Origin of the sequence: [Clostridium] celerecrescens 18A, from assembly GCF_002797975.1 — a bacterium.
Taxonomy (GTDB): domain Bacteria; phylum Bacillota; class Clostridia; order Lachnospirales; family Lachnospiraceae; genus Lacrimispora; species Lacrimispora celerecrescens.
The window spans coordinates 2,801,453-2,825,377 of the sequence record NZ_PGET01000001.1 but is presented as its reverse complement, the minus strand read 5'-3'; the positions used below and the strand labels follow the sequence as shown (position 1 = coordinate 2,825,377).

Sequence of the window (23,925 nt, the reverse complement as noted above, 5' to 3'; positions counted from 1 at the left end):
TATGGATGAGAAGAAGTATTTTGCCATTGCCATCACCCGAACCTGCGGAAGCGGAGGCGGAAGCTACATCGGTAAAAAACTGGCGGCTGATTACGGGATCGATGTGTATGACAGAAAGCTTTTGCGTCTGGCATCAGAAGACAGCGGAATCAATGAGGCGATATTTGCAAATGCAGATGAAAACATGAAAAAAACTTTTTTATACCGTGCCTCAAGAAGAGTCTACAGCGGCGAAGTCATTCCCAAGGAAAGCGGCAATTTTATATCGGATCAGAACCTTTTTAATTATCAGGCAAAGGTTTTGCAGGAGCTTCTTCATCATGAATCCTATGTCTGCATCGGCCGGGCTGCGGATTTTGTCTTAAAGGATGAGCACAATGTAGTATCTGTGTTTCTGGATGCTCCCTATGAATTCCGCTTAAAAAGAGAGATGGAGCGGCAGGGAATATCCGGACAGGAGGCTGCAAAGTATATAGACAGACTGGATAAATACAGGAATTCCTATTATATGTACCATACCGGAAGGCAGTGGAAGAACCCTGAAAATTATGACCTTTGCCTGAATACGGAAAGTCTGGGGCTGGATCATTGCGTGGAATTAATTAAGAAATTCGTGGAGTTAAAATTTGGGATTTGTTCCAGGGAAAAGGAGATATTATGAAAGAGCTTGCTTATTATGATGGAAGGATCGGGGCCCCTGAGGAATTGATGGTTCCCTTTCAGGACCGGGTTCATTTTTTTGGAGATGGAGTTTATGATGCTACCGTTGGAGGGAATCACAAAGTATATCTTCTGGAAGATCATCTGGACCGTTTTTATTCCAGTGCCAAAGCCCTGGATATTAAGATTCCCATGGATAAGAAGGAACTTGGAGAGCTTCTGACCAAACTTCTTTCCATGGTGGAGGGGAATACCCATTTTGTGTACTGGCAGGTGTCAAGAGGAACAGCTCCCAGGGATCATGCTTATGACGAGGCAATGCTTGGAAAGCTGTGGGTCATGATAAGACCTAATAAACTAAAAAACCCTGATGTTCCCATCCGACTGATAACAATGGAAGATACCAGGTTTTTTTACTGCAATATTAAGACATTAAATCTTCTCCCGTCCGTGCTGGCCTCTCAGGAGGCTTTAAAAGCTGGAGCAATGGAAGCTGTTTTACACAGGGGAGATATGGTGACGGAGTGCGCCCACAGCAATGTCTCCATTTTAAAGAACGGAACCTTCCTATCCCATCCCAATAATAACCTGATCCTTCGGGGGATTGCAAAGACTCATATGATCCAGGCCTGCTACAGGCTTGGAATCCAGGTATTGGAGCGGGCATTTACCATGGAAGAGCTTATGGAGGCCGATGAGGTCATCGTGACCTCTTCCTCCAATTTCTGCCTTCATGCAGACGTTATTGACGGAAAGCCCGTAGGTGGGAAGGATCCGGTTACGTTAAAGAAGATTCAGGATGCTGTTTTGGAAGAATACTTAGAGTATACAGGCAGAGATAGTATATTTGATTAGGAGTGGATGATGGACAGAGGCGGACTGGAAAAGAGAAATGTTGGAGAAAACCTGGATGCTCTGATGAATTTAGACCCCAGGGGCTATGGGGTATGCCGGATTCTTTATGCCGGGAGCCGGGAGCAGATGGGGGAGCCTCTTACCATGAGAGCAGCGGAAAAGCTGTGTGAAACGGTGAAAGAAAATGATCTGGTTTATATATTGACAGGATTTGTGCTTCTGCCTCATAAAAAGCCGGAGATGGATGGAATGGTCAGTTCCATGCTGCTGGCAAGAGCCCTGGTCATGGCTTTTGGGGCAAAGCCTGTTATCATCTGCCCTGAGGACTGTGTGAAGTCCGTAGTGAAATGTGCCTGCGTGGTAGGTCTCCATATTTACCAGGATATAGGTACCGTAAGGGAACTTCCTCTCAGCATGGGAGTGGTGGCCTTTACAAAGAATCTGGCAAGGGCAGAAATCGAAGCGGAATGGCTGATAAAAGAAGGGCTTCCCGGAGCGGTTATCTCTGTGGAGGCCCCTGGCTCCAATGAAAATGGTGTATATCACAATTCCGCCGGAGACAATGTAACAGAGCTGGAAGCCAAGACAGATGTACTATGGGAAATGCTGCGGAAAAAGGGAGTCTTAAACATTGCCATCGGAGATCTTGGCAATGAGATCGGCATGGGAGCCATAGCAGATCATATTAAAAAATACATACCTTTCACGGCTTCCGGGGAATGTGTGTGCGGTTGCGGAGGCGGAATTCTGGCTGCCAGCCAGGCGGACCATGTGATAACGGCAACCTGTTCTGACTGGGGCTGCTACGGCTTGATCGCGGCAATTGCGTACTTAAAGCGGGATATGGAAATTCTTCACCGGGAAGAAATGGAAGCGGAACTGATGAGAGCGGCATCAAGAACCGGTCTTATTGATATGACCGGTTCTCTGATACCTGGAATCGATGGATTCAGTACCCGGCTGAATACAGGAATTGTCAGCCTGATGCGCCAGTGTACGGCTTATGCGGTCCGATATTCCCATAATTCCGATCGTTGGTTTTGCTCTGTACTGAAAAAAGGGTTTTTTGAAAAAGGAGATAAGCCATGATTCAAATAAAGCCGGTTGGTGATTGCGGTGCCTTGGTGGAATTGGGGGATTCCATCAGTGAGGAGGTAAATGCGAAGGCAATGGAATTAAACCGGAGGATCCATGAGCTTTCGGTGGAAGGGATCCATGAGACTGTACCTGCCTTTTGTTCTGTTCTTGTTTGTTATGACCCTCTGAAAACAGATTATGACGAGGTATTAAAGGTTCTGTCGCGGCTGGCAGAATCATTGGATGGCAGAAGCGGGATAAGAGGAAGGCTGGTGGAGATTCCCGTCTGCTACGGAGGCAGCTTCGGGCCGGATCTTTCGTTTGTAGCGGAACATGGAAAGATCACGGAGGAAGAGGTGATCCGGATTCACAGCAGCAGGGATTACCGCATTTATATGCTGGGATTTCTTCCGGGCTTTCCCTATCTTGGAGGAATGGATGAACGCATTTTCACTCCCCGGTTAAGCTCGCCCAGAACCAGAATCCCGGCGGGGAGCGTAGGCATCGGAGGAGAGCAGACAGGAATCTATCCCATGGATTCTCCGGGAGGCTGGCAGTTGATCGGACGTACGCCTTATCGTCTTTTTTCTCCGGAGCAGGTGGGAAAACCTCTTTATAAGGCCGGTGATTCTATTCGTTTTGTACCCATCAGTCAGGAAGAATATAAAGAAATAAAAAGAAAACAGGAAAAGGGGTGACGGGATGGGATTTGAAATCTTGCGTCATGGAGCCTTGTCCACGGTTCAGGATAAAGGGAGAAGAGGATTTTTAAGCCAGGGCATCCAGGAAAGCGGAGCCTGTGACAAGTATTCCATGAAGCTTGCCAATCTCCTTGCCGGGAATCTGGAAGATCCGGAAACAGCGGCAGTCATCGAATTTACGATAAAGGGCGGTGAGCTCCGTTTTACCTCTGACGAGATCATATCCCTTACGGGCGGGGATATGAAACCCTGTATCAATGGATTCCCGGTTCCCATGTTCTCCCCGATTCTGGTACGGACAGGAGATATTTTGACCATGGAGCTTGCGGTCTCAGGCCTTCGGACTTACATGGCGGTCTATGGAGGAGTAGAGGTTCCTCCTGTCATGGGAAGCCGTTCCACCAATTTAAAATGCCGCATAGGAGGCTTTGAGGGAAGGGCACTCCTTGAGGGGGATCACCTGGAGTCTGATAAAAATCTCAGGCAGTTTAAGAAAACAATAAAGAAATTAAAGGGAAATGAGAAGCTGGCAGCCGTGGGAGAGAATGAACGATGGCTGCGTCATTCGTCAACGCCTTACCGTTTTTATGGAAGCGACCGTATAGTTCTTCTGCGTGCCGTAATGGGCCCCCAGGAAGATGCCTTTACGGAACTGGGACTTAATACCCTGATCCGGAACCCCTTCCGGTTAAGCATGGACTGCGACCGCATGGCCTGCAAACTGGAGGGAGAACCCATAGAAATAAAGAATGGGGCAGATATCATATCTGATGGGATCGTAGAAGGCTCGGTTCAGATTTCATCTGACCGACTTCCTATGGTTTTGATGGCAGATCATCAGACCACTGGGGGATACGCAAAAATCGCTACAGTGATCAGCACGGATATCCCTGCACTGGCTCAGTTAAAGCCGGGAGAATGGGTGGCGTTTCAGTATGTAACTCCAGGTGAGGCTGTGGCAATCTGCCGGAAGGAAGAAGAAAAGCTGATGAGTTTTAAGGAACGGCTTAGGAATGTCATTTACCGGTAAAAAGGCCATAAGACAGGAAAGAAGGAAAGAACATGGGAACAGAGTACAGAAAAAGCGAGCCAAAAGAAGTTCGCCGGCTGATCCGGGAAGGGGTGATCCAAGGCCCTACCACCGGTATGTGCGGCGGTTATGCCCAGGGAAACCTGGTGATTCTTCCCAAAGAGCTGGCCTGGGATTTTCTTTTGTTCTGCCAGAGAAATCCCAAGGCCTGCCCGCTTCTGGAAGTATCGGATGCAGGGAGCAGGAGTTTTCCGCTGACAGCAGAAGGAAGTGATATCCCAAGGGATATTCCCAGATACCGGGTATATGAAAACGGCGAGTGCACCGGTGAATACACGGATGTATCAAAATTATTTGAGGAGTATCAAAGAACCAGGGGAAAGCTGGTAAGCTTTCTTATTGGCTGCAGTTTTTCTTTTGAAACAGCACTTTTGGAGGCCGGGATACCGGTGAGACAGATTGAAGAGGGGGTTAATGTTCCTATGTTCCATACGAACATTCCCTGCACGCCCGCAGGAATATTCTCAGGTAACATGGTGGTAAGCATGAGACCCATTCCTCATCACCAGGTATCCATTGCGGTTGCTATTACAGCTTCCATGCCAAAGGTGCATGGGGCACCTGTTCACATTGGTTATCCGGAAGCTCTTGGAATAAAAGATATCCGCAAACCGGATTTTGGAGATCCGGTTACTATATATGATGGAGAGGTACCTGTTTTCTGGCCATGCGGGGTAACTCCCCAGGCAGTGGTCATGAACAGCAGGCCTCCCTTTGTAATTACTCACGCTCCGGGACACATGTTTATTACGGATTTAAAAAATGCAGAATTAAAGAATTAGAGGTGAAAATATGCCGGTTATTGACTTGAATTGCGATCTGGGGGAAAGCTTCGGCGCTTATAAAATAGGACTGGATGAAGAGGTGCTGCCCTATGTTACATCGGCAAACATTGCCTGTGGCTTTCATGGGGGAGATCCTGTGGTAATGGAACAGACGGTGGCTTTGTGTAAAAAGTATGGAGTGAGGGCAGGGGCCCATCCGGGGTTCCCCGATCTGGCAGGATTTGGAAGAAGAAATATGAGCCTTACTCCCAGAGAAGTAAAAACCAGTGTGATGTATCAGATCGGGGCACTGAACGCTTTCTGCAGAGGAGCCGGAATCAGACTCTGCCATGTAAAGCCCCATGGGGCCTTGTACAACATGGCGGCAAAGGATTATGAGCTGGCAAAAGCTATCTGCCAGGCGATAAAAGAAGTGGATGGCAGCCTGGTTCTCCTGGCTCTCAGCCATAGTGAGATGCTTCGGGCGGCAAAGGATACAGGAGTGTCTGCTGCCAGTGAGGTATTTGCAGACAGGGCCTATGATAGAGATGGAAACCTGGTTCCAAGAAGCCGGAAAGGTGCGGTGATTGAAGATGAGGAACTGGCTTTAAAGCGGGTGATCCGAATGGCGAAAGAAGGGGTGGTGGAAGCCATTGACGGAAGCACGATTTCCATTGATGCGGATTCTGTATGTGTTCATGGAGATGGAGGGAAGGCTCTGGAATTTGTAAAGAGGTTAAGAGAAGGTTTTTTAAAAGTAGGAATAGTGGTAAAATGCTTTTAGCGGCCAATGCAAAGGCGTGATACGGAACTGTCATGCCTTTTTTGTATTTTTCCGATTACAGGTAAGCTTAATTTATCTAGCATATAGAACCTCTGATCTATTTTTTAGAAATAGAAAACGACGGTTTTGATTTTTTCAAAACCGCCGTTAGTATACTGGGCAGCAATTTGATAATATTGGTGTTCCAATATCTATTCGTTCTTTGATACCTGTCTAATTGCAGCGTAATATATAGTAATAAGTGCAGAACCCAATAATAAACCTCCTACAATATCGGTGAACCAATGTGCCCCTGATATAAAACGTCCAATCACCGTTACGGCGATGATAGCTACAGATATGACCTCCGCCGAAATTCTAATTGATTTATTTCGTATCCGGGAATGGAATTGCATAATAGCGGTAGACATGATACATAGTACAATCATCGTATGGGAAGATGGATAGGACGCTTCTAATGCATATACCAAAATAATCGGTCTGTAATTAACAATAAATATTTCAAACAATACATATGAAAATATCACGATGATATAAAATACCCCAATTAATATAATATCGCTGTCTACGCACTTGATACTTTTTCTTTTTATTAGTTGCACTAACCCTAATATAGCAAAACCCATAGCAACAAGGATAGCTGCAACACCAATCCAGTCAGTGATGTGGTACCAAAGCAAGTTTTCCCCAAGCAGTTTGAACATAAAGCCATTTAAGGTAGAAAATCCAACATTGGACTGCTCCGGACCTATAGGGCTGACGTCAAATGTAAAAACAGCCATTGTAAATAGTATGAATAATAAGAATTGAATTCCGGCAAGAATAAAATACTTTTTATTTTTCATCATATCTTCCTCCTTTCGGAACATAGAGCGATAAACTATTTAAATCAAGCCGTGTTCCGTATGGTTTTATTAATCTGTTTGTTTTAATAATAAATTCCATTTGTAAAATCCTTTCTGTAATATTGGTATGTTTGTGTATGCCAGCCACATCATCATTGTGTGGTCGAGTATGGAAATATTCAAGAAACGAATCGTCACAACGGCAAAAACCCTCCGACACTTTTCGTGTCGAAGGGTTTTTTACAAGGCTTTTCAGAACAATTTGCTTTATTCAGCTGCTCTTTATCAAAAGAACCACCTTAACCATAAAAAACAAGAAAAGGAGAGAAGTTGCATAGGGTTGACGAGTTGCAACATAAATAAGAATGCAAAAAGCCTGTAACAGAATAGAGCCGGTTCTGCTAATGCTATACCACCTTTCATTCAAAATATGTTGAGCAATTATTTGTGCGATACCCATCATTACCAATAGAATAGGCGAAACAAGATAAATTATCCATGTAATCAAGCTTACGTCTGGGTTTGAAAACAAACTCACTGTCCGAATCAGGTTACTGTCCTGTCGTATATAAAGCGGAAGGAAATAAAAGGAGATTGTCATAATATCTAAAGTACCATAAACCAGATTGAAAATCTTATTTATATTAGTGCGGTTCTCATTTGCTGCAAGGGAAATCAACTCCTCACCTGACAACAACTCATCAATAGATACCGAGTAAAGTTTTGATATATTTTTGAGCGAATCGATATTCGGGTATCCCTTACCACTTTCCCATTTTGATATAGCCGTTCTTGACACAAATAATTCTTCTGCAAGCTGTTCCTGCGTCCATTCTTTTCCTTTTCGTAATTGTTGTAATTTCTCGCCAAATTCCATATAAAATACCCCTATTAGTCATCTGTTTTAATGCGGCCATCAATAGGCGTCCTCAATGCGACAGGCATTGCGTTACTGCAATACTCGCCTATCAGATATGCCCCGTATCATGTCTGCTTCAATTGTTGCGATCATAGCGACACTTCCATGATTATTATACATTAACTTGTTATAGAAGAATTATACCACAAAAAGCGGTTCAAAGAGAGCCCTAAGTGGGGATTTTGATTACATCAGAGTAAGCTGATTACAAATAATCTAGTTTTACATTTATCCATTAATATAAAATAATTACTATAAATTTGTAGTTTAGAACAAAAATAAACTCTTTATCTCAGGCGGTGTGGAGTTATATTTTTGCTAGAGATGAAGACCCGATTACATTAGGTTGTTTGCAGGTTAATATTGCTGCAATAATTTATTTTATTATGTGTTTCATTGGAGGCGGAGATTTTTCCTTTAAAATAAATACTATTGTAGTTATAACTATTCTCATCACTGGCATTGCGGGCACAGCATTAGCATTTGTAGGACAAACGTACATTCAAAAATATACTACACCCTCTCATGTGGCAATTATCTTTATCCTGGAGCCTGTGTTTGGTGCGGTTGACGGTACAATTGAAATGATTTCGTCGATGAAGGCAATAGGCTGTATCCTATTCATTGCTTCAATGTTGCTTACAGAATGAATAAGGTGACCATTTATACAAAACAAAGAAGCAAGGCATATGTCTTGCTTCTTTGTAAGTAGATTAATATTATTTAGATAATGCGTTGCTTAGATGAAATCTCATAGGATCGCATTAATTAAGTACTGGAAACATGGAATATAACTCTATCAGCATTTAACTTTATTAATGCTAATATACAAATGTTTATTAGGTATGACACATTGTCCGTGACAAATTTAAAACTGCCGTGCGGATCGTTTGAAATGTTTCATTGATTAAAAAATGCCCCCATTTTCCATATCAGTCTTATTCACAAAATCCATATGGTATAGTTTTTCCCAATGATTAATGTTTAAAGTTCCCTTAGTGAGACGGATTGCTAAAAAGCAACAGTTTTCATCCTTTTCATTATTTGCCATATCGTACCATTCAGAAAAAGCTGTACGGAGTTTGGTCCTTATTTCAGCATTTTTTGGATCAAGTACCCAACCGAGGTTTTCACCTACTCCATTAGCGGTGAACATCTCTAAACAACCCGCAACCGAAACCTCCGAATTTTGCGAGATTTGCTGCATTTTGTTTGATTTTCCGTGTGTTACAACATAAAATGTGCCGTCTTCATAATAGGCGTCCACACTACGGACAACCGGGCGGGGCATTCCGTTATCGCCCGGCTCCCGCGCAATCGTTGCAAGAGAAATAATATTGTCTTTGCCGTTTCCGAACTTTTCTTCGATTAATTTTAATCCTTCCTCGTAATTGCTCATTTGCTTTTCCTCCAGCATTTATTATTTATTTTTCTCGAATCCTAAAAGGAATCCACAGTTCTACATAAGAGATGTCGGACGCACTTTTATAGTACATCTCAGGGAAAAATCCATCGGCAATCAGATTGTGCTTTTTAAGCCAAAACCGAGTGTATTTCATTGCCTTACCCAGACCAATTATCATCTGTTCATGATTTTCTGATTCAAAGCCACAGACGACATATTCTCGTATGGGGAGTTGCCAATTTGTAAATCCAGGTTTTTTTTGCCATTATTTACTTCTGCACCAACAAAATAACTCGAATAACCGTTTGGTGCATCGCCGTGATAAGAAACACCAACCCAGCGCCCCTCTGAGATATGTGTGATATTCGGAAGAACCCTAAAAAACCTGTCCCAAATCTCACCAACCATGTCAACACCCGTTCTTTCTCCGAACATTTTACCATATCTGAATGGATAATATCCTGTTACACCAAGAAAGTTAATTGGCTCTTCAAGAAATTTACGGTTCATTTCCAAAACCAATCCATCACTGATCAGCGGTACACCCTCATCAACCACAATATAACCAAGCGATAAATCGGGTTTGTCAAAATTCTGTAAGCCAATCGGTTTATCCCGGTACTGTGAAGGTGTAATCCCATAGGTTTCTTTAAAAGCTCGCGTAAAAGTTACGTGACTGCCAAAACCGAATTCCATTGCAATGTCAATAATGCGGTTTTCTTTATCACGCAGCATCGTGAGAGACTTTGCCAATCGGCGTAATTTAATATAATCCCGAACCGATGTTTTTACCAATCGTGTGAATAATCTCTGATAATAAAACAGTGAAAGTACGGCAGTTTCTGCCAGTTCTTCGATTTGGATTTCTTCACCGAGATGCTCTTCGATGTGGTTCAGAGTCTTTTGTATGGCTTCCCATGCGTGCATATAGATTCCTCTCTCTAAAACAATATACCACAGACGGGAAACAAATGCTTTACCGTGTCTGCTCTCTTTTTTCTAATGTATAAAGTACAAAATAATTTGTAAGGTATATTATTTTAAATTATAATAATCTTCTTTTAAAAGTGCATACATAGAAGCGTCACAAATTCCCTGATTATTAATGTCAGCATTGCGCAATGTTCCCTCAAACGTTAATCCACATTTTAACATTACCTTCCCTGAATTTGGGTTTCTTGGATCATATTGGGATTCAATACGTTTAACCTCAACTTTTTCAAATAAAAATGGAATAATCCCCTTAAACGCCTCAGTGGTTATCCCTTTATGCCACCATTTTCTCCCGATACAATAGCCAATATGTACCATATCAATTTCTTCATTCATGCGAACAATACTAATTGTTCCAATTGGCTTCCGATAGCTATATCCTAACTCTCACAGAGAAGATGAAAGCTGTGTTATCCGGGCAGAAAAATGGGGTGCTGACTAGAGATTTCATCTATTTAGCCGATAGTAACCGGTCTAGCGGTTGTTTACATAATAATGCCTGATTAAAATAACACCGATCACATCTGCCAGAGCCCACCCGATAGGAATCGCCCACCATATCCCAACCATTCCGATCCAATTCACAGCGGATAGTATATAAGCCAGGATAACTCTGGTACCAAGGCTTACAACAGTAAGTACAATGGATACCCCTGGCTTTCCGATCCCCCGGAACAGGCCGTAAAACATAAACAAATACCCGATCAGGCAATAAAAGCCAGCTACAATGGTGAGGTATTGAACTCCAATCCTTAATATTTCTGTTTCACTTTTATTAATAAAGATATACATCAAAGGCTTTGCAGACAATAATATTAAGGCAGAAATGATAGCGCAGTAAATGGTTATTATTTTAACAGCGGAGCGTATTCCGGTGTAAATACGCGTTTGCTTTCCAGCCCCCATATTTTGGGCGATAAAGGTAGAAAAGGCATTGCCAAAATCCTGCACCGGCATATAAGCAAAGCTTTCTATTTTAACGACTGCCGCAAAAGCTGCCATTGCAGAAACACCGAAGCTGTTTACCAAACCCTGTATCAGCAAAATTCCAAAGTTCATAACCGAATACTGGATGCTGGAGAGTATGGAGAAATTTGAAATTTTTTTAATAATACTCTTATTAAAATACAAATGCTCCCTTTTAAGTCGGATCAGAGGAACGCACAGCATGCAGAAAAGAGCAATGCCAATGGCAGAAAATCCTTGTGCAATGATTGTGGCATAGGCAGCACCGGCAATCCCCATCTGAAGTGGAACAACGAATATGATATCCAGCACGATATTAATTACAGCAGATAGAATTAGAAAGATAAGCGGCACTACCGAATTGCCGATGCTCCGCATCGCAGCACTGAAGTAATTATAAATATAGGTAAAGCTAATCCCATAAAAAATAATCTGAAGGTAAATTTTTGCATCTATGAAAATTTCCTCAGGAATATTAATAAAGGTTAAAATCTCATCAATAAAAATGATGGAGCACACATTGATAATAACTGTGACGATTCCAATGAAAACAAAAGCTGTAAAAAAGCAGTTTTTTAGTTTATCAATTTCCTTTGCACCATAAATCAGGGAAAACACCACACTGCTTCCCATGCAGAAGCCAATGATGATAGAGGTCAATAAAACCATAACGGAAAAAGAACTGCCTACCGCAGCAAGGGCATTGGCACCAATAAACTTTCCCACAATCACCGTATCTGCAACATTATATAATTGTTGAAATATATTTCCTATGATCATGGGGATAGCAAAATTAATCATGGCCTTTGTTTCATTGCCGTTGATCAGATCTCTTGTAGTGTTCATGTATACTCATAAAATCCTTTCAAAGTATTAATTGCGGCAGGGAAAATCAGTCTGTGAATGATTTTAATAATTCCTTGAGTCATGTTAACCCTTATTTATGCAATGCATAAAGGGTATCATTAGAACATCCTTTTGTCAATAAGTAAGGAAATAGCGATATTGGTAAGAAGGAGCCGTCAAAGCAGGAACATTAATACTTCCTAAGGACCATAAAAAATACTTTCTTTTATATTAACCAGGCGTTTAGAAATGAGCGTCTTTTTTTATGCCAAAACTCATGAAGAAAGTGAAGCGCATACAGCATCATTTATACCGGTCCTTTTATCCCGCCCCATCCCATTTCCGTTAAAGCTCCACCCTGCGTGAGATGATATTCTTAATCATTGATAAGGCATATAAGCTATAAACCGTATATCCACCATATTTAAGTATATAAATTGCCAGAGCAAACGGCGGGATTGAAAATTAATTAACAACATTGTTAAAAAAATGCCTAATAATTGGAAAATCATTGTGCGAATCATACAAAAAATCGAAAACGGATTATCTGGTTTGGATGATGTATTGTTAAAAGAATTTCTTTAAAATTAAACCATGGATTCGAATCGGTAGAAAAAAGATTCAGGAGGTTGCACAAATGGATATTTCCGTCAATGAGATCAGGGAAGCATTGGACTGGATGTCCTCTTATGGGAAAAACCAAACAGGGGGAATGACCAGGCTCCTATATTCCAGGAGCTGGCTGGAGGCACAGTTGGCTTTAAAAGAAAAATTTGAACAAATAGGCATGGAAACCAGATTTGACGAAGTGGGGAATTTATATGGAAGGATTATTGGAACAGAGCCGGAATCCGGTACCATTGCAACAGGCTCCCATGTGGATACGGTAATGAATGGAGGGAACTTAGACGGTCAGCTTGGAATCTTTGGAGGATACTTAGCTGTTAAGAACCTTCTTGAAAACCATGGAAGGCCGAAGAAGAATCTGGAGGTCATTTCCATGGCAGAAGAGGAGGGAAGCAGATTCCCCTATGTTTTCTGGGGAAGCAAAAACTTATTTGGCCTGGCGAAAAAAGAAGAGGTCGAGAACCTCACAGATTCAGAAGGAATCAAATTCGTGGATGCCATGCATGAGTGCGGGTTTGATTTTAAAAAGGAGCCTGGCGCTTCCATAAAAGATGTAAAAGCATTTATAGAGCTACATATCGAGCAGGGAAATACCCTTGAGATGGAAGGAAAATCCGTAGGAGTGATCACCGGAATCGCAGGGCAGAGGAGATATAACATCACCTTAAAAGGCGAAGCTAACCATGCCGGTACAACTCTCATGAAATACAGAAAGGATGTAATCCAGGTATTTTCTGAAATAGTCTATGATTCCTTACATAAGGCAAGAGCCATAGGGGATCCGTTGGTCTTAACCTTTGGAAAAGTAGAAGTAAAACCAAATACCGTAAACGTGGTTCCGGGAGAAGCTTTGTTTACCATGGACTGCCGCCATACGGATCAGGCTCTTTTAAAAAACATGACTACCGGGCTGGAAGAAAATATGAAGCAGATCGCAAAAAAGCATGGGGTGGAAATAGACATAGACTTATGGATGGATGAACCGCCTGTTCCAATGAATGATGAAATGATCCGGCTCATAGAAAAGGTTTGCAGGGAAAAAAGCTTGAATTACCGGATGATGCACAGCGGTGCAGGCCATGATTCCCAGATCATAGCGCCCAGGATTCCTACCGGCATGCTTTTTGTCCCAAGCATTAAGGGAATCAGCCATAATCCGGCGGAATGGACGGAGCTATCGGATTTAAAGCAGGGAATAGAGGCATTAACGTCATCTCTATATGAATTATCATATCAATAGGAAGAGTGAGGGGCATTATGGGAGAACAAAGTTTAGCAAAACAATTGCCAAAGGATTATTGGAAGACAATCGTATTTACCTTTTGTTTAGGCTGGGTAGTCATCTGGATCTACCGATCCATGCTGTCACCCATCTATTCGGAAATTCAGGGGACAGTGGGGCAGCACTCTAACACAGCTTTGGGACTCATAGCAAGCTGTTATTTCTTTGGATATACGTCGTTACAGATACCATCCGGGTTCTTAGTAGACAGATTCGGACAGAAAAAGGTTCTCATACCAGGCTTTCTCCTCTTTGCTATAGGAGCCTTCAGCATTGCCATGTCAAGATCCCTTAATACGATTTACATTGGCAGCGTTTGCGCGGGCATAGGCTGCGGAACATATTATGGTGCTGCATTTTCCTTAACAGCAGAACACGTGCCGCCTGAGAAAAAGGGGATTGCTACAGCAATTGTCAACAGCGGTTCTGCCCTGGGACTGATCCTTGGAATGACAGGTTCCAGTTTTATTGTTAAGACCCTGCATCTGCCCTGGCAGACAATGGTGACGATCTCAGGCAGCCTTATCGTACTTTTAGTTATCTGGTTTGCCATTGCGATCAAGGACAGGGGAAGGCACCTAGACATACAAAAAGAAAGGATAGGAAAGACTGAAGATTCAGGTTCAGAATCAGGATCAGAGGAAAAAGCTTCTTTACTTTCACTTAACATGATTTCCTGCTACATACTGTATTTTTCCACCTGCTATGCCTATTATCTGATTGTAACCTGGCTCCCCAAGTTCCTGGAGTCAGAGCGGGGGATCACCGGCGGAATGATCGGCCTTGTGGTTTCCATGATATCGGTTACGGCCGTACCAGGAGCGCTGTTTTTTGCAGGACTGTCTGATAAGCTCAGAGGAAAAAAAGCACTGATCATCGTTAGCTTAGAGCTTTCTGCTTTCGTGTTAGTGGCATTATCCATGTCAATGCCTAATGCGTTATCCCTGACCATCATTTTACTGCTGTATGGGTTCCTGGGTAAGATGGCCGTTGACCCTGTCCTCATATCCTATGTGTCAGACAGAGCCAATAAAAAGAATATGGCAACCACTTTGGGACTGTTCAATTTTTTCGGAATGTCCTCATCCATTATCGCACCGGCGGTAACAGGATTTATTATAGATAAAACCGGATCAGGTACTGCTGGCTTTTATATCGGAGCATTGCTGCTGATTTTGGGAACCATACTATTCCTAATATTTAACGCAAGGACATTTTTCAGTAAAGCAAAATAATCACAAAATAAAGGAGAAATTATCATGAGCTATCTAAATCACATAACAGGGTACCGGGAAGGCATTTTATCCAGCCGTTCCATCGTAAAAAGGGGGAATTTCGCATTAATAGAACCGGATGGCCTGGTAAAGAATGTGATACCGGGATTTGAACAATGCGCAGTTACCATTTTATCATCCCCCAAACTGGGAGCTTCCTTCGTAGATTATCTGGTAACCATGGAACAGGGCGGGGGCCATCCAAAGGGATTTGGTGGAGAAGGGATCGAAGTATTCTTCTATATTCTGGAAGGCAGGGTAAAGGTGAAAAATGAAGATAAGGAAGAAGAATTGACAGAAGGCGGTTACATTTATTCTCCTGAGGGAAATAAGGTAAGCTTTGAAAATGTGGGAGATACCCAGGCAAGGGCATTTTTATATAAGAGGCGCTATCATAGGATCGAGGGACACCAGGCCTATACGGTCTGCGGAAATATTGAAGATGTGCCGTTTACTCCTTATGAGGGAATGGAAGATGTAGGAGTTAAGGACTTTCTGCCGTCAGCAGCTGACATTGGATTTGATATGAATTTTCATATCTTAAGCTTTAAGCCGGGGGCCTGCCATGGCTATATTGAAACCCATATCCAGGAGCATGGCGCTTATATCTATTCAGGGGACGGAATGTACAACCTGGATAATCACTGGATTCCCGTGAAAAAGGGTGACTATCTGTTTATGGGTGCTTATAGCCTGCAGGCTGCTTATGGAGTAGGGCGAAATGAAGAATTTGCCTATGTGTATTCAAAAGACTGTAACAGGGATGCAGAACTATAAAAAAAATATAACCGAAGAAAGGTTGCATATCTTATGAGATTAACGGAAGGACAATTACATGAATTAATCAGTAATAAGCTTCAAAAGGCAGGGCTTACCAAGGAACATTCGGATATTACCGCAGATATTCTTACATGGTCTGATGCAAGGGGGATCCATTCCCATGGAGCTGTCAGAGTAGAGTATTATTCGGAGCGGATAGCAAAAGGCGGTATCACCATCCAGCCGGAATTTAAATTCGAGAAAACAGGCCCGGCAAGCGGAATATTCCATGGAGACAATGGCTCAGGCTATGCAGCGGCAGTGCTTTCCATGAAAGAAGCCATTAAAATGGCGAAGGAAACAGGGGTTGCAGTGGTTGGTGCCAAGCATATTTCCCACAGCGGCAGCCTGGGATATTATGTGGAAATGGCCGCTGAAGAAAATCTGGTTTCCATCTCCATGTGCCAGTCAGACCCAATGGCTGTTCCTTACGGAGGGTCAGAGCCTTACTATGGAACCAACCCCATTGCCTTTGGAGCTCCGGGAGCTGATGGCAGAAATATAATATTTGATATGGCGACTACGGTTCAGGCCTGGGGAAAGGTACTGTATGCCAGGTCTAAGAAGGAACCCATTCCAAGCACCTGGGCAGTGGATATAAGCGGCAACCCCACAACCGATTCCACGTTAGTAAATGCCCTTGTCCCTATTGCAGGAGCGAAAGGATACGGACTTATGATGATGGTGGATGTACTGTCAGGCATCCTTTTGGGCCTGCCTTTTGGAAAACACGTAAGCAGCATGTACGAAGACTTATCAAAGGGCAGAGATCTGGGTCAGCTGCATATCGTACTGGATCCAGATAAATTTGTAGGGCTGGATAGATTTAAAGAAAACATAACCACTACCATGGAGGAACTGGCCGCTATCAAACCGGCAGAAGGTTTTGATAAGGTTTGTTATCCGGGAGAACGGGGACTTTTGAGAAAGGCCGGTTATGATAAGGCTGGGATAGAAATCGTAGATGATATCTATCAATACCTGATCAGTGAAGATATCCATTACAACCGCTACGACCACAAGAACAAATTTGCTGAGTAAGAACACGCAATGATTATAGTTAAAAGGAGAATCGTAACATGATTAAAACGATAATTCGTAAAGGAAGTTATCAGGATTCCGTGGTTCTTATGTTACTGACAAATAAAATTTCCTCCATGCCGGGAATACATAAAGTATCGATTATGATGGCAACCCCCGCTAACAAGGACTTATTTAAGGCAAGCGGTCTGGAGACTCCAGATTTGATGGAAGCCCAGTCCAATGATATGGCGATTGTGGCAGATGTGGAATCAGAGGAGCTCATCGGGCAGGTTTTAAAAGAAGTGGAGAAATTTCTAAACGACCAGTCCGAAAGTTCCTCCGGAAATGAAGATAAACACATCGTATCCTCCTGGGAACAGGCGATTAAAAGAATGCCGGATGCCAATCTGGCAGTCCTGTCCATACCAGGCATGTATGCGGCGGCTGAGGCCGACAGGGCACTTGATGAGAATTTAAATGTATTTATTTTCAGCGACAATGTATCAAAAAAGGATGAAATATATCTGAAACAAAAGGCTCATGAAAAAGGCCTTCTGGTCATGGGACCGGATTGCGGAACCGGTATTATTAAGGGGGTACCAATCGCCTTTACCAACCATGTCAGGATGGGGAAGATCGGAGTCATCGGCGCATCCGGTACAGGAATCCAGGAAGTTACCACCATCATTGATCATCTTGGAGAAGGAGTGGCAAATGCCATCGGCACAGGCGGCCGGGATTTATCGGGGGAAGTAGGCGGAATCACCATGCTTGATGCCATTGACGCCATGGAAAAGGATCCCCAGGTAGAGGTGGTGGTCATCCTGTCAAAACCTCCGGCAAAGGAAGTAAGAGATGTGATTGTAAACAGGCTTTGGGATTATGAAAAGCCTGTGGTGACCCTGTTCCTTGGGGAGAAGCCGGAGATCCATGAGGAGAATTTCTACCATGCCTGCACCCTGGATGAAGCAGCCAGGATCGCAGTTTCCTTAGTAAGAAACGTAGAAATCACAAAGGATACATGGAAACCGGAGGTACAGAAAGGATTTAAAAAGGAAGACAATAAAACCATAAAAGGTTATTATTCCGGAGGAACTTTGGCAGCAGAGGCTGTAATGCTTATAAAGGATACCATTGGCATTACCGGAGCAGGAGGAAAACAGGAAGGTTATCTGCTTAATACACAGGGCTATACCATCATAGATCTGGGAGATGACATCTATACCATGGGAAAACCGCATCCCATGATCGATCCCACAAACAGGATCTCATGCATGAAGCAGGCCCTGGAGGAAGAGCAGACAGGTGTCATTCTGTTCGATCTGGTACTGGGATATGGTTCTCATGAGGACATGGCCGGAGCTCTTGTTCCGGGGATCCTGGATATGATGGAGCAGGTGAAAAAGCAGGGGCGAAAGGTTTATTTTGTAGCTACGATTTGTGGAACCAGAGGGGATATGCAGAATTATGATCTGCAGAGAAAAAAACTGGAAGATATCGGTGTCATACTTTGTACCAGCAATAAAAGAACGGTGGAAACGGCTCTCTCTCTGATCGGCCAACCATACGTGGAGAAGGAAAAAACGATTCTTCCCAGGGAGAAGATGAAGGCAGATAAGGATCATACCGTATCCGAAAAGGTTATGGAATTGCTTGGGCAAAAACCCAGAGTCATCAATATCGGACTGAAAGGTTTTGCCGATGTACTGGAAGAATTCTCATGTAAGGTCGTGCAGTATCAATGGACGCCGCCTGCAGGAGGGGATTTAGAGATGATCAAAGCCCTGCAGTATTTAAGAGGTTACAAGTTTTCCGGGCTGTAGGAATCGGCAAAAAGACTTATGTGGATATAAGGAGGTTCTTATGTTGTACAATACAATCGACGATGCAAATCAGGCGGTCATCCAGAAAATAATCCTTGCTTCACCGGTTTTATTGGATGTGGTACCGGCTAAAACAGTAATGAAAGAATTAAATCAGGGAAAGGTACTTCTCCATGCAGGACCGCCTATCCGGTGGGAAAATATGACCAGCCCTATGAAAGGCTCCTGTATAGGTGCCGCCCTGTTTGAAAAATGGGCGGCTACCAAGGAGGAAGCAGTGAAGCTTTTAAGCCAGGGAGAGGTGGGTTTTATTCCCTGTCACCATGTGGATGCAGTAGGACCTATGGGAGGCATTACTTCTGCTAACATGCCAGTATTTGTAGTAGAAAATACCACGGATGGGAACAGGGCCTATTGTTCCATGAATGAAGGAATTGGCAAGGTTCTCAGGTTTGGAGCATATTCCAGAGAAGTGATTCTAAGATTAGGCTGGATGAGAGATGTACTGGGGCCGGTGCTTTCTATGGCGCTTAAGGGGTTTGAGAAAGGGCTTGCTATGAATCCCATGATCGCAAAGGCCATAGCCATGGGAGATGAATTCCATCAAAGGAACATTGCAGCTTCCCTTCTATTCTTAAAAGAGATGTCCCCAGTCATATCAGGTCTTTCCATAGAAGAGGAGAAGAAGAAAGAAGTTATTCAGTTTCTGGCTGATACGGACCAGTTCTTCCTGAATATCATGATGGCAGCGGCTAAGGCGGTAATGGATGGGGCACGCAGGATCACAGAAGGTACCATTGTGACAGCAATGTGCAGAAATGGAGAAAACTTTGGGATCAGGATCAGCGGCATGAAGGATGAGTGGTTTACGGCTCCTGTAAATACTCCCCAGGGTCTATATTTTACAGGATATTCCGGAGAGGATGCCAGTCCGGATATTGGAGACAGCGCTATCACGGAAACCTTTGGCGTAGGCGGAATGGCCATGATTGCAGCACCTGCTGTTACCAGGTTCGTAGGAACAGGCGGCTTTCAGGATGCCCTTCGCATCAGCAATGAAATGCTGGAAATCGTCATCGGCCAGAATCCTAATTTTTCCATCCCCACATGGAATTTTCAGGGAACCTGCTTAGGCATTGATGCGAGAAAGGTAGTAGAAACAGGGATCACTCCTGTAATCAATACGGGAATCGCCCATAAGGAAGCAGGAGTGGGGCAGATAGGAGCGGGAACAGTTCATCCGCCTATTGAATGCTTTCAAAAAGCGGTGAGGGCTTATGCAAAAAAACTGGGATATAAAGGGTAAGGTTATGAGAAGCTTATCAGGAAAGCTGGCAGCATCAGAGCTGCTTGCAGCATTAAAAGAAGACAAAGTTTATAGAATCCACAGCCAATTTGAGAGCGGATGCAATCTGGCGCTTCCTCCGTTCCTCTGCTTTATTGGAAATAAAAACGAAGCCCTGGTCCCATATGGTATTTTATTAGATAAGGAGGATCTGCCTGTATTCCTGGAACAGGCAGCCTCCTCCAGCTGTTTCCGGTGGAATGAGAAGGAAAGGACCCTATATTCAGATTCCATCCGTCTTTGCTTAAAAAATACCCGGATATACTGCAGCTATATTCAGAAAAGGGATTATTCCATAGAACTTGAAGGGCTTTCCATGTTTGAGAGGCTCATTGATTGGAATCTTCCTACTGGATTCGGGGAATCCATGGGCTCCTTTTTAACGGCAGAGAAAAAAGAAGTGGAGGAATTATATCAGGCATTTTCCAAACCAAAAGAAGAGGCTGAGAAAACGATAAAAAGATGGATCGGAAGAGGGAGGGGGTTGACACCGTCAGGTGATGACTATCTTATGGGGCTTCTTTATATGGACAGAATTTACCCAATATTGGAAATGCCCTTTCTACAGGGCTTAAAGTCACTCATAGACCGTCAATATACAACGGATATCAGCGGGCATTATTTACATTGTGCATTGAACGGGTATTTTAATATCGTTATGACGGAGTTGTTGGACGCCATGATTCAGAAGGATTCTACTCATATGAAGATGAGCATAGGCAGGATAAGGCTGATAGGTTCTACCTCTGGCTGCGATATGATGTTAGGCATGGCAGCAGGGGCTTATTTTATCAAAGGCAGGGTAAAAAATAGAATGGGAGGTCCATAAATGAAAAAAGTGAAATTATCAATGACAGTGCAGATTATGATCGGGATGACTGTGGGGCTGCTGCTTGGAATCTGTTTTGGAGACAAGGTGAAAGATATTAAGCTGATAGGAGATATCTTTCTGCGGCTCATTCAAATGTCTGTCGTGGTAATGATCATGGGGGCGGTCATAGAATCGGTGGCTAAACTGGATCCAAAAGAATTAGGGAGATTTGGGGCAAAGATGCTGTTCTGGTTTCTGCTGACCACTGTGGTGGCGGCAGCGGCAGGAGCTGTTTTGGGCCAGCTTTTTTTGCCTGGAAAAGGGCTTTTCCTCCCAGTCTCCGACCAGATTGTTCAGGCATCAGACAAGGGACTTTACAACATTATTCTGGATTTTTTACCCAGCAATATCGTTCAATCCATGTCAAACTCCAATATGATCCAGGTGATCATATTCTCCGTATTATTCGGTGCGTCACTGGGGGCTTTCCGTATAAATAAGGAGAGGGGCCTGCTTATGGGTGTCATAAAGGAATTTAATGAAGTGATATTGGGAATTGTACATAAAGTCATAAATCTGGCTCCTTTGGGGATCGGTGCCCTGTTAGCATATACTGCAGGAACAACTGGTATTAAGGTCATTCTGCCATTGATTAGGTTTCTCTTCATATTCGGGTGCGGTTCTCTACTGTATCTGGGGGTTATGATCGCATTTGTATCCTTTTACTGTAAGACCAATCCTTTGAATGTTGGTAGAAAGCTTTACAATATGACCATTGTAGCATTTACCACAACCTCTTCCGCCGTTACCCTTCCCATAAAAATGGAGGACAGTGAGAGGAAGCTGGGAGTCAGCAAAAAGGTATCAGGGATTGTTAATCCCCTGGGTATGACCTTGAACAGCAATGGTTTATCCATGTTTCTCGCTCTGGCATGCATAACTGTTTCCCAGATTTATGGAATTCCTCTCCCTATGCCCCAGTTGGTCCGCGTGATTGTTTTATCTACTTTAGCCTGCTTAGGAACGGTGGCGGTACCAGGAGGCGGTCTTGTAGCATTGGCTACGGTAGTTCCCGCACTTGGGCTTCCGCTGGAAAGCATTGCTTTCTTATCCAGCATCGACTGGTTTTCCGGGATGTTCCGCACCATATTGAATGTGGATATTGACGCCTTGGTTGCCATGATGATAGCAAAGGATGAAAAGGAGCTGGATTACGGGATTTTAAACGGAAATCAATGATCAGAGGATTTATTCATAAATGCCGGATTGCCAGGCTGGCAGGGACATAGTATAATGAGCGCAGGTGAGAAGAATGTGCTAGCACATTCGGCGAACGGTGAGTGTTGATAAACGATTCCGAATGTAAAAAGAGGGGCATAATATGACCATTGGGAAATTACTGGAAGAACCAATATTTCAAAATCTAAAGGTGCTGAATAAAAAGGCGGATTTAAGCAGAGAGATTTTCACGGTTGAGTCCACGGAAACGCCGGATGTTGCGTCTTATTTACCGGAGAATACGTTATTGATCACTACCGGGATGGCGTTTAAGGAAAACCAGTCTGGATTGTGTGAGTTTATTCTCAGTCTGGACCGCCTGCCCTGTGCCGGACTTGCTATTAAGCTGGGACGTTTTATCGATCATCTGGAGCCGGAGGTCACAGACCTTGCAGACCAGCTGGAATTTCCGCTGATTCAGATTCCTTATCACATGACATTGGGTGAGGTCTTTCAGCAGTTATTAGCTTATATCTGGGATAATCAGAACGCAGAATTGACCTTTGTCTTAAACACGCAGAAGAAATTCTCTGCTTTGCTTCTTCAGGGTGCTTCCATGAATGTTATGATGAACAACCTGGGGCTTGTCATTAAGAGGCCGGCCGCATTATTAAATCCCTTTGGTGAAGTAGAGGCTACGACCCATACGTGTCAAAAGGAATACTTAAAGGCGGCACAAAATCTGTTCTATGACCTGTCACTTTATGAAAGAAGAACGGACATTTTTGAGAATTTCGTTTATGTGCCAAAGATAAAGGAAAAGGTCTTTATCTACCCGATTCAAACGGTGGGGAAAAATCCTTATTATCTTTACATCTATGGCGGCGCGGAAAAGGAAGATACCTTATCCGGCATGGTGATCGAGCAGTTGGTACTGGTGTTTGGTATCTTTCTATATAAAAACCTGTATGTTAGATGCAATCCATTAAAGCAAAAAGAAGCGATTTTACATATTCTTGTAAATAAATATAAGAAAGAACGGTGGTCCTCTGCCCAGCTATACACGGTAGGGGAAAAATATGGGCTAAAGCCGGCAGCCGGCTATAAGATAATCCTGGCGACCCTGGAGCCGTTTGGAGGAAGAGAGTTTGATTTCCTTAACTTATCTTATAGGGAGGAACGGTACATCTTAATCTATGACTGGCTTAGCAGAAAGCTGCAGGAGAAATTCCATGGGGATATCATCATTTTTCCGGAGACCCTGACTTACCAGTATATCTTGCTGATACAGGGAAATTACAGGGAGCTGGAGAAGGTTCTTGAGGAATACCACGAATCTTTGCAGCATTTTTTGCAGGTCTCTGTCACGTTCTCCTTTGGAAATGGTGTGATGGAGCTGGAAACCATCGGAAATTCCTATATTACGGCTTTGGAAAGCTACCAGTACGGGGAAGAGAAGGAGAATATTCCTTATATAAAATATTTCAAGTCAACCGATGCCAATGAACTGTTTAAAATGGTGTCCAGTGAACAGATCAAAGGATACTGCCTATACCATTTAAAGGGCCTGACGAATCCTGAAGATGAGATGACATTGGAGCTCAGGAGGACACTTAAGACGTATCTGGACTGCAGATGCAGCGTTACAGAGACTGCCAATCATATGTTCCTTCACAGGAATACCATTAAATACCGGATCAAAAAATGCGAAGAAATTCTCGGCAGGGAAATTGTTGATGCTAATTACTGCTTTCAATTGCAGTTAAGCCTGGTGCTGTTAGAACAGAATGAATGAGAA

At 43.3% G+C, this 23,925-nt stretch carries 23 protein-coding genes; 17 read left to right on the top strand and 6 right to left on the bottom strand.

Going from position 1 to position 23,925, the window contains the following annotated elements:
- The first annotated feature begins 1 nt into the window (after position 1).
- From H171_RS13035 to H171_RS13005, 7 genes are read left to right on the top strand one after another with little or no spacing between them, the layout of a single operon-like run.
- Positions 2-661 (top strand): cytidylate kinase-like family protein, encoded by a 660-nt coding sequence (locus H171_RS13035; protein WP_100305540.1) that lies wholly within the window; start codon positions 2-4, stop codon positions 659-661.
- Positions 658-1,515: an aminotransferase class IV gene (locus tag H171_RS13030; protein WP_100305539.1), complete on the top strand. Its 858-nt coding sequence runs from the start codon at positions 658-660 to the stop codon at positions 1,513-1,515. Before H171_RS13035 ends, H171_RS13030 begins: the two co-directional genes overlap by 4 nt.
- Positions 1,516-1,521: 6 nt before the next feature.
- Positions 1,522-2,604 carry a DUF4392 domain-containing protein gene (locus tag H171_RS13025; protein WP_330404241.1) on the top strand — a complete coding sequence of 361 codons (1,083 nt, stop codon included), beginning with the start codon at positions 1,522-1,524 and terminating at the stop codon, positions 2,602-2,604.
- On the top strand, positions 2,601-3,290 hold the full coding sequence (pxpB, locus tag H171_RS13020) for a 5-oxoprolinase subunit PxpB (protein WP_100305537.1): 690 nt from the start codon (positions 2,601-2,603) through the stop codon (positions 3,288-3,290). The genes H171_RS13025 and pxpB overlap by 4 nt, the downstream gene beginning before the upstream one ends.
- Positions 3,291-3,294: 4 nt before the next feature.
- Complete coding sequence (locus tag H171_RS13015) at positions 3,295-4,323, top strand: 5-oxoprolinase subunit C family protein (RefSeq protein ID WP_100305536.1); 1,029 nt, start codon at positions 3,295-3,297, stop codon at positions 4,321-4,323.
- Positions 4,324-4,355: 32 nt separating this feature from the next.
- Positions 4,356-5,165 (top strand): putative hydro-lyase, encoded by an 810-nt coding sequence (locus H171_RS13010; protein ID WP_100305535.1) that lies wholly within the window; start codon positions 4,356-4,358, stop codon positions 5,163-5,165.
- 10 nt (positions 5,166-5,175) lie between these two features.
- Complete coding sequence (locus H171_RS13005; protein WP_100305534.1) at positions 5,176-5,931, top strand: 5-oxoprolinase subunit PxpA; 756 nt, start codon at positions 5,176-5,178, stop codon at positions 5,929-5,931.
- 191 nt (positions 5,932-6,122) lie between these two features.
- On the opposite strand, the gene H171_RS13000 is transcribed toward H171_RS13005, so the two are convergent.
- Complete coding sequence (locus tag H171_RS13000; RefSeq protein ID WP_207655194.1) at positions 6,123-6,779, bottom strand: phosphatase PAP2 family protein; 657 nt, start codon at positions 6,777-6,779, stop codon at positions 6,123-6,125.
- A 268-nt stretch (positions 6,780-7,047) separates the two neighbouring features.
- Positions 7,048-7,653 carry a helix-turn-helix domain-containing protein gene (locus tag H171_RS12995; protein WP_100305532.1) on the bottom strand — a complete coding sequence of 202 codons (606 nt, stop codon included), beginning with the start codon at positions 7,651-7,653 and terminating at the stop codon, positions 7,048-7,050.
- 341 nt (positions 7,654-7,994) lie between these two features.
- Between H171_RS12995 and H171_RS25045 the strand changes: the two genes are divergently transcribed.
- Entirely contained in the window at positions 7,995-8,345 is a 351-nt protein-coding gene (locus tag H171_RS25045) for an EamA family transporter (RefSeq protein WP_242976951.1), read from the top strand.
- 257 nt (positions 8,346-8,602) lie between these two features.
- Here the strand turns inward: H171_RS25045 and H171_RS12985 are convergent, their stop codons facing one another.
- The 4 genes from H171_RS12985 to H171_RS12970 form a co-directional block, all read right to left on the bottom strand.
- Entirely contained in the window at positions 8,603-9,094 is a 492-nt protein-coding gene (locus tag H171_RS12985) for a pyridoxamine 5-phosphate oxidase (protein WP_100305530.1), read from the bottom strand.
- 180 nt (positions 9,095-9,274) lie between these two features.
- Positions 9,275-10,027 carry a helix-turn-helix domain-containing protein gene (locus tag H171_RS12980; RefSeq protein ID WP_207655193.1) on the bottom strand — a complete coding sequence of 251 codons (753 nt, stop codon included), beginning with the start codon at positions 10,025-10,027 and terminating at the stop codon, positions 9,275-9,277.
- Positions 10,028-10,135: 108 nt separating this feature from the next.
- Positions 10,136-10,444 (bottom strand): GNAT family N-acetyltransferase, encoded by a 309-nt coding sequence (locus H171_RS12975; protein ID WP_330404289.1) that lies wholly within the window; start codon positions 10,442-10,444, stop codon positions 10,136-10,138.
- Between the two features lie 123 nt (positions 10,445-10,567).
- The gene (locus H171_RS12970; RefSeq protein ID WP_100305529.1) at positions 10,568-11,905 is read right to left on the bottom strand and encodes an MATE family efflux transporter; all 1,338 of its coding nucleotides are present in this window, start codon (positions 11,903-11,905) and stop codon (positions 10,568-10,570) included.
- 637 nt (positions 11,906-12,542) lie between these two features.
- Between H171_RS12970 and allC the strand changes: the two genes are divergently transcribed.
- The 9 genes from allC to H171_RS12925 all read left to right on the top strand — a co-directional run bounded on the left by allC (position 12,543) and on the right by H171_RS12925 (position 23,922).
- Entirely contained in the window at positions 12,543-13,772 is a 1,230-nt protein-coding gene (gene allC, locus H171_RS12965) for an allantoate deiminase (protein ID WP_100305528.1), read from the top strand.
- A gap of 17 nt (positions 13,773-13,789) precedes the next feature.
- A complete protein-coding gene (locus H171_RS12960; protein ID WP_100305527.1) occupies positions 13,790-15,049 on the top strand; it encodes an MFS transporter in 1,260 nt (419 codons plus the stop codon).
- A 24-nt stretch (positions 15,050-15,073) separates the two neighbouring features.
- Positions 15,074-15,865: a (S)-ureidoglycine aminohydrolase gene (gene allE, locus H171_RS12955; RefSeq protein ID WP_100305526.1), complete on the top strand. Its 792-nt coding sequence runs from the start codon at positions 15,074-15,076 to the stop codon at positions 15,863-15,865.
- A gap of 33 nt (positions 15,866-15,898) precedes the next feature.
- Complete coding sequence (gene allD, locus H171_RS12950; protein WP_100305525.1) at positions 15,899-16,948, top strand: ureidoglycolate dehydrogenase; 1,050 nt, start codon at positions 15,899-15,901, stop codon at positions 16,946-16,948.
- Between the two features lie 38 nt (positions 16,949-16,986).
- Positions 16,987-18,753: an acyl-CoA synthetase FdrA gene (gene fdrA / locus H171_RS12945; protein ID WP_100305524.1), complete on the top strand. Its 1,767-nt coding sequence runs from the start codon at positions 16,987-16,989 to the stop codon at positions 18,751-18,753.
- 40 nt (positions 18,754-18,793) lie between these two features.
- On the top strand, positions 18,794-20,059 hold the full coding sequence (locus tag H171_RS12940) for a YlbE family protein (protein WP_100305523.1): 1,266 nt from the start codon (positions 18,794-18,796) through the stop codon (positions 20,057-20,059).
- Positions 20,031-20,927 (top strand): DUF2877 domain-containing protein, encoded by an 897-nt coding sequence (locus H171_RS12935; RefSeq protein WP_100305522.1) that lies wholly within the window; start codon positions 20,031-20,033, stop codon positions 20,925-20,927. Before H171_RS12940 ends, H171_RS12935 begins: the two co-directional genes overlap by 29 nt.
- Entirely contained in the window at positions 20,928-22,148 is a 1,221-nt protein-coding gene (locus H171_RS12930) for a dicarboxylate/amino acid:cation symporter (protein ID WP_100305521.1), read from the top strand.
- A 142-nt stretch (positions 22,149-22,290) separates the two neighbouring features.
- A complete protein-coding gene (locus H171_RS12925; protein ID WP_100305520.1) occupies positions 22,291-23,922 on the top strand; it encodes a PucR family transcriptional regulator in 1,632 nt (543 codons plus the stop codon).
- Positions 23,923-23,925: the final 3 nt, after the last annotated feature.

Coding starts and splice junctions, on each gene's coding strand:
- H171_RS13035 (WP_100305540.1), top strand. CDS start 2: ATGGATGAGAAGAAGTATTTTGCCATTGCCATCACCCGAACCTGCGGA.
- H171_RS13030 (WP_100305539.1), top strand. CDS start 658: ATGAAAGAGCTTGCTTATTATGATGGAAGGATCGGGGCCCCTGAGGAA.
- H171_RS13025 (WP_330404241.1), top strand. CDS start 1,522: ATGATGGACAGAGGCGGACTGGAAAAGAGAAATGTTGGAGAAAACCTG.
- pxpB (WP_100305537.1), top strand. CDS start 2,601: ATGATTCAAATAAAGCCGGTTGGTGATTGCGGTGCCTTGGTGGAATTG.
- H171_RS13015 (WP_100305536.1), top strand. CDS start 3,295: ATGGGATTTGAAATCTTGCGTCATGGAGCCTTGTCCACGGTTCAGGAT.
- H171_RS13010 (WP_100305535.1), top strand. CDS start 4,356: ATGGGAACAGAGTACAGAAAAAGCGAGCCAAAAGAAGTTCGCCGGCTG.
- H171_RS13005 (WP_100305534.1), top strand. CDS start 5,176: ATGCCGGTTATTGACTTGAATTGCGATCTGGGGGAAAGCTTCGGCGCT.
- H171_RS13000 (WP_207655194.1), bottom strand. CDS start 6,779: ATGATGAAAAATAAAAAGTATTTTATTCTTGCCGGAATTCAATTCTTA.
- H171_RS12995 (WP_100305532.1), bottom strand. CDS start 7,653: ATGGAATTTGGCGAGAAATTACAACAATTACGAAAAGGAAAAGAATGG.
- H171_RS12985 (WP_100305530.1), bottom strand. CDS start 9,094: ATGAGCAATTACGAGGAAGGATTAAAATTAATCGAAGAAAAGTTCGGA.
- H171_RS12980 (WP_207655193.1), bottom strand. CDS start 10,027: ATGCACGCATGGGAAGCCATACAAAAGACTCTGAACCACATCGAAGAG.
- H171_RS12970 (WP_100305529.1), bottom strand. CDS start 11,905: ATGAACACTACAAGAGATCTGATCAACGGCAATGAAACAAAGGCCATG.
- allC (WP_100305528.1), top strand. CDS start 12,543: ATGGATATTTCCGTCAATGAGATCAGGGAAGCATTGGACTGGATGTCC.
- H171_RS12960 (WP_100305527.1), top strand. CDS start 13,790: ATGGGAGAACAAAGTTTAGCAAAACAATTGCCAAAGGATTATTGGAAG.
- allE (WP_100305526.1), top strand. CDS start 15,074: ATGAGCTATCTAAATCACATAACAGGGTACCGGGAAGGCATTTTATCC.
- allD (WP_100305525.1), top strand. CDS start 15,899: ATGAGATTAACGGAAGGACAATTACATGAATTAATCAGTAATAAGCTT.
- fdrA (WP_100305524.1), top strand. CDS start 16,987: ATGATTAAAACGATAATTCGTAAAGGAAGTTATCAGGATTCCGTGGTT.
- H171_RS12940 (WP_100305523.1), top strand. CDS start 18,794: ATGTTGTACAATACAATCGACGATGCAAATCAGGCGGTCATCCAGAAA.
- H171_RS12935 (WP_100305522.1), top strand. CDS start 20,031: ATGCAAAAAAACTGGGATATAAAGGGTAAGGTTATGAGAAGCTTATCA.
- H171_RS12930 (WP_100305521.1), top strand. CDS start 20,928: ATGAAAAAAGTGAAATTATCAATGACAGTGCAGATTATGATCGGGATG.
- H171_RS12925 (WP_100305520.1), top strand. CDS start 22,291: ATGACCATTGGGAAATTACTGGAAGAACCAATATTTCAAAATCTAAAG.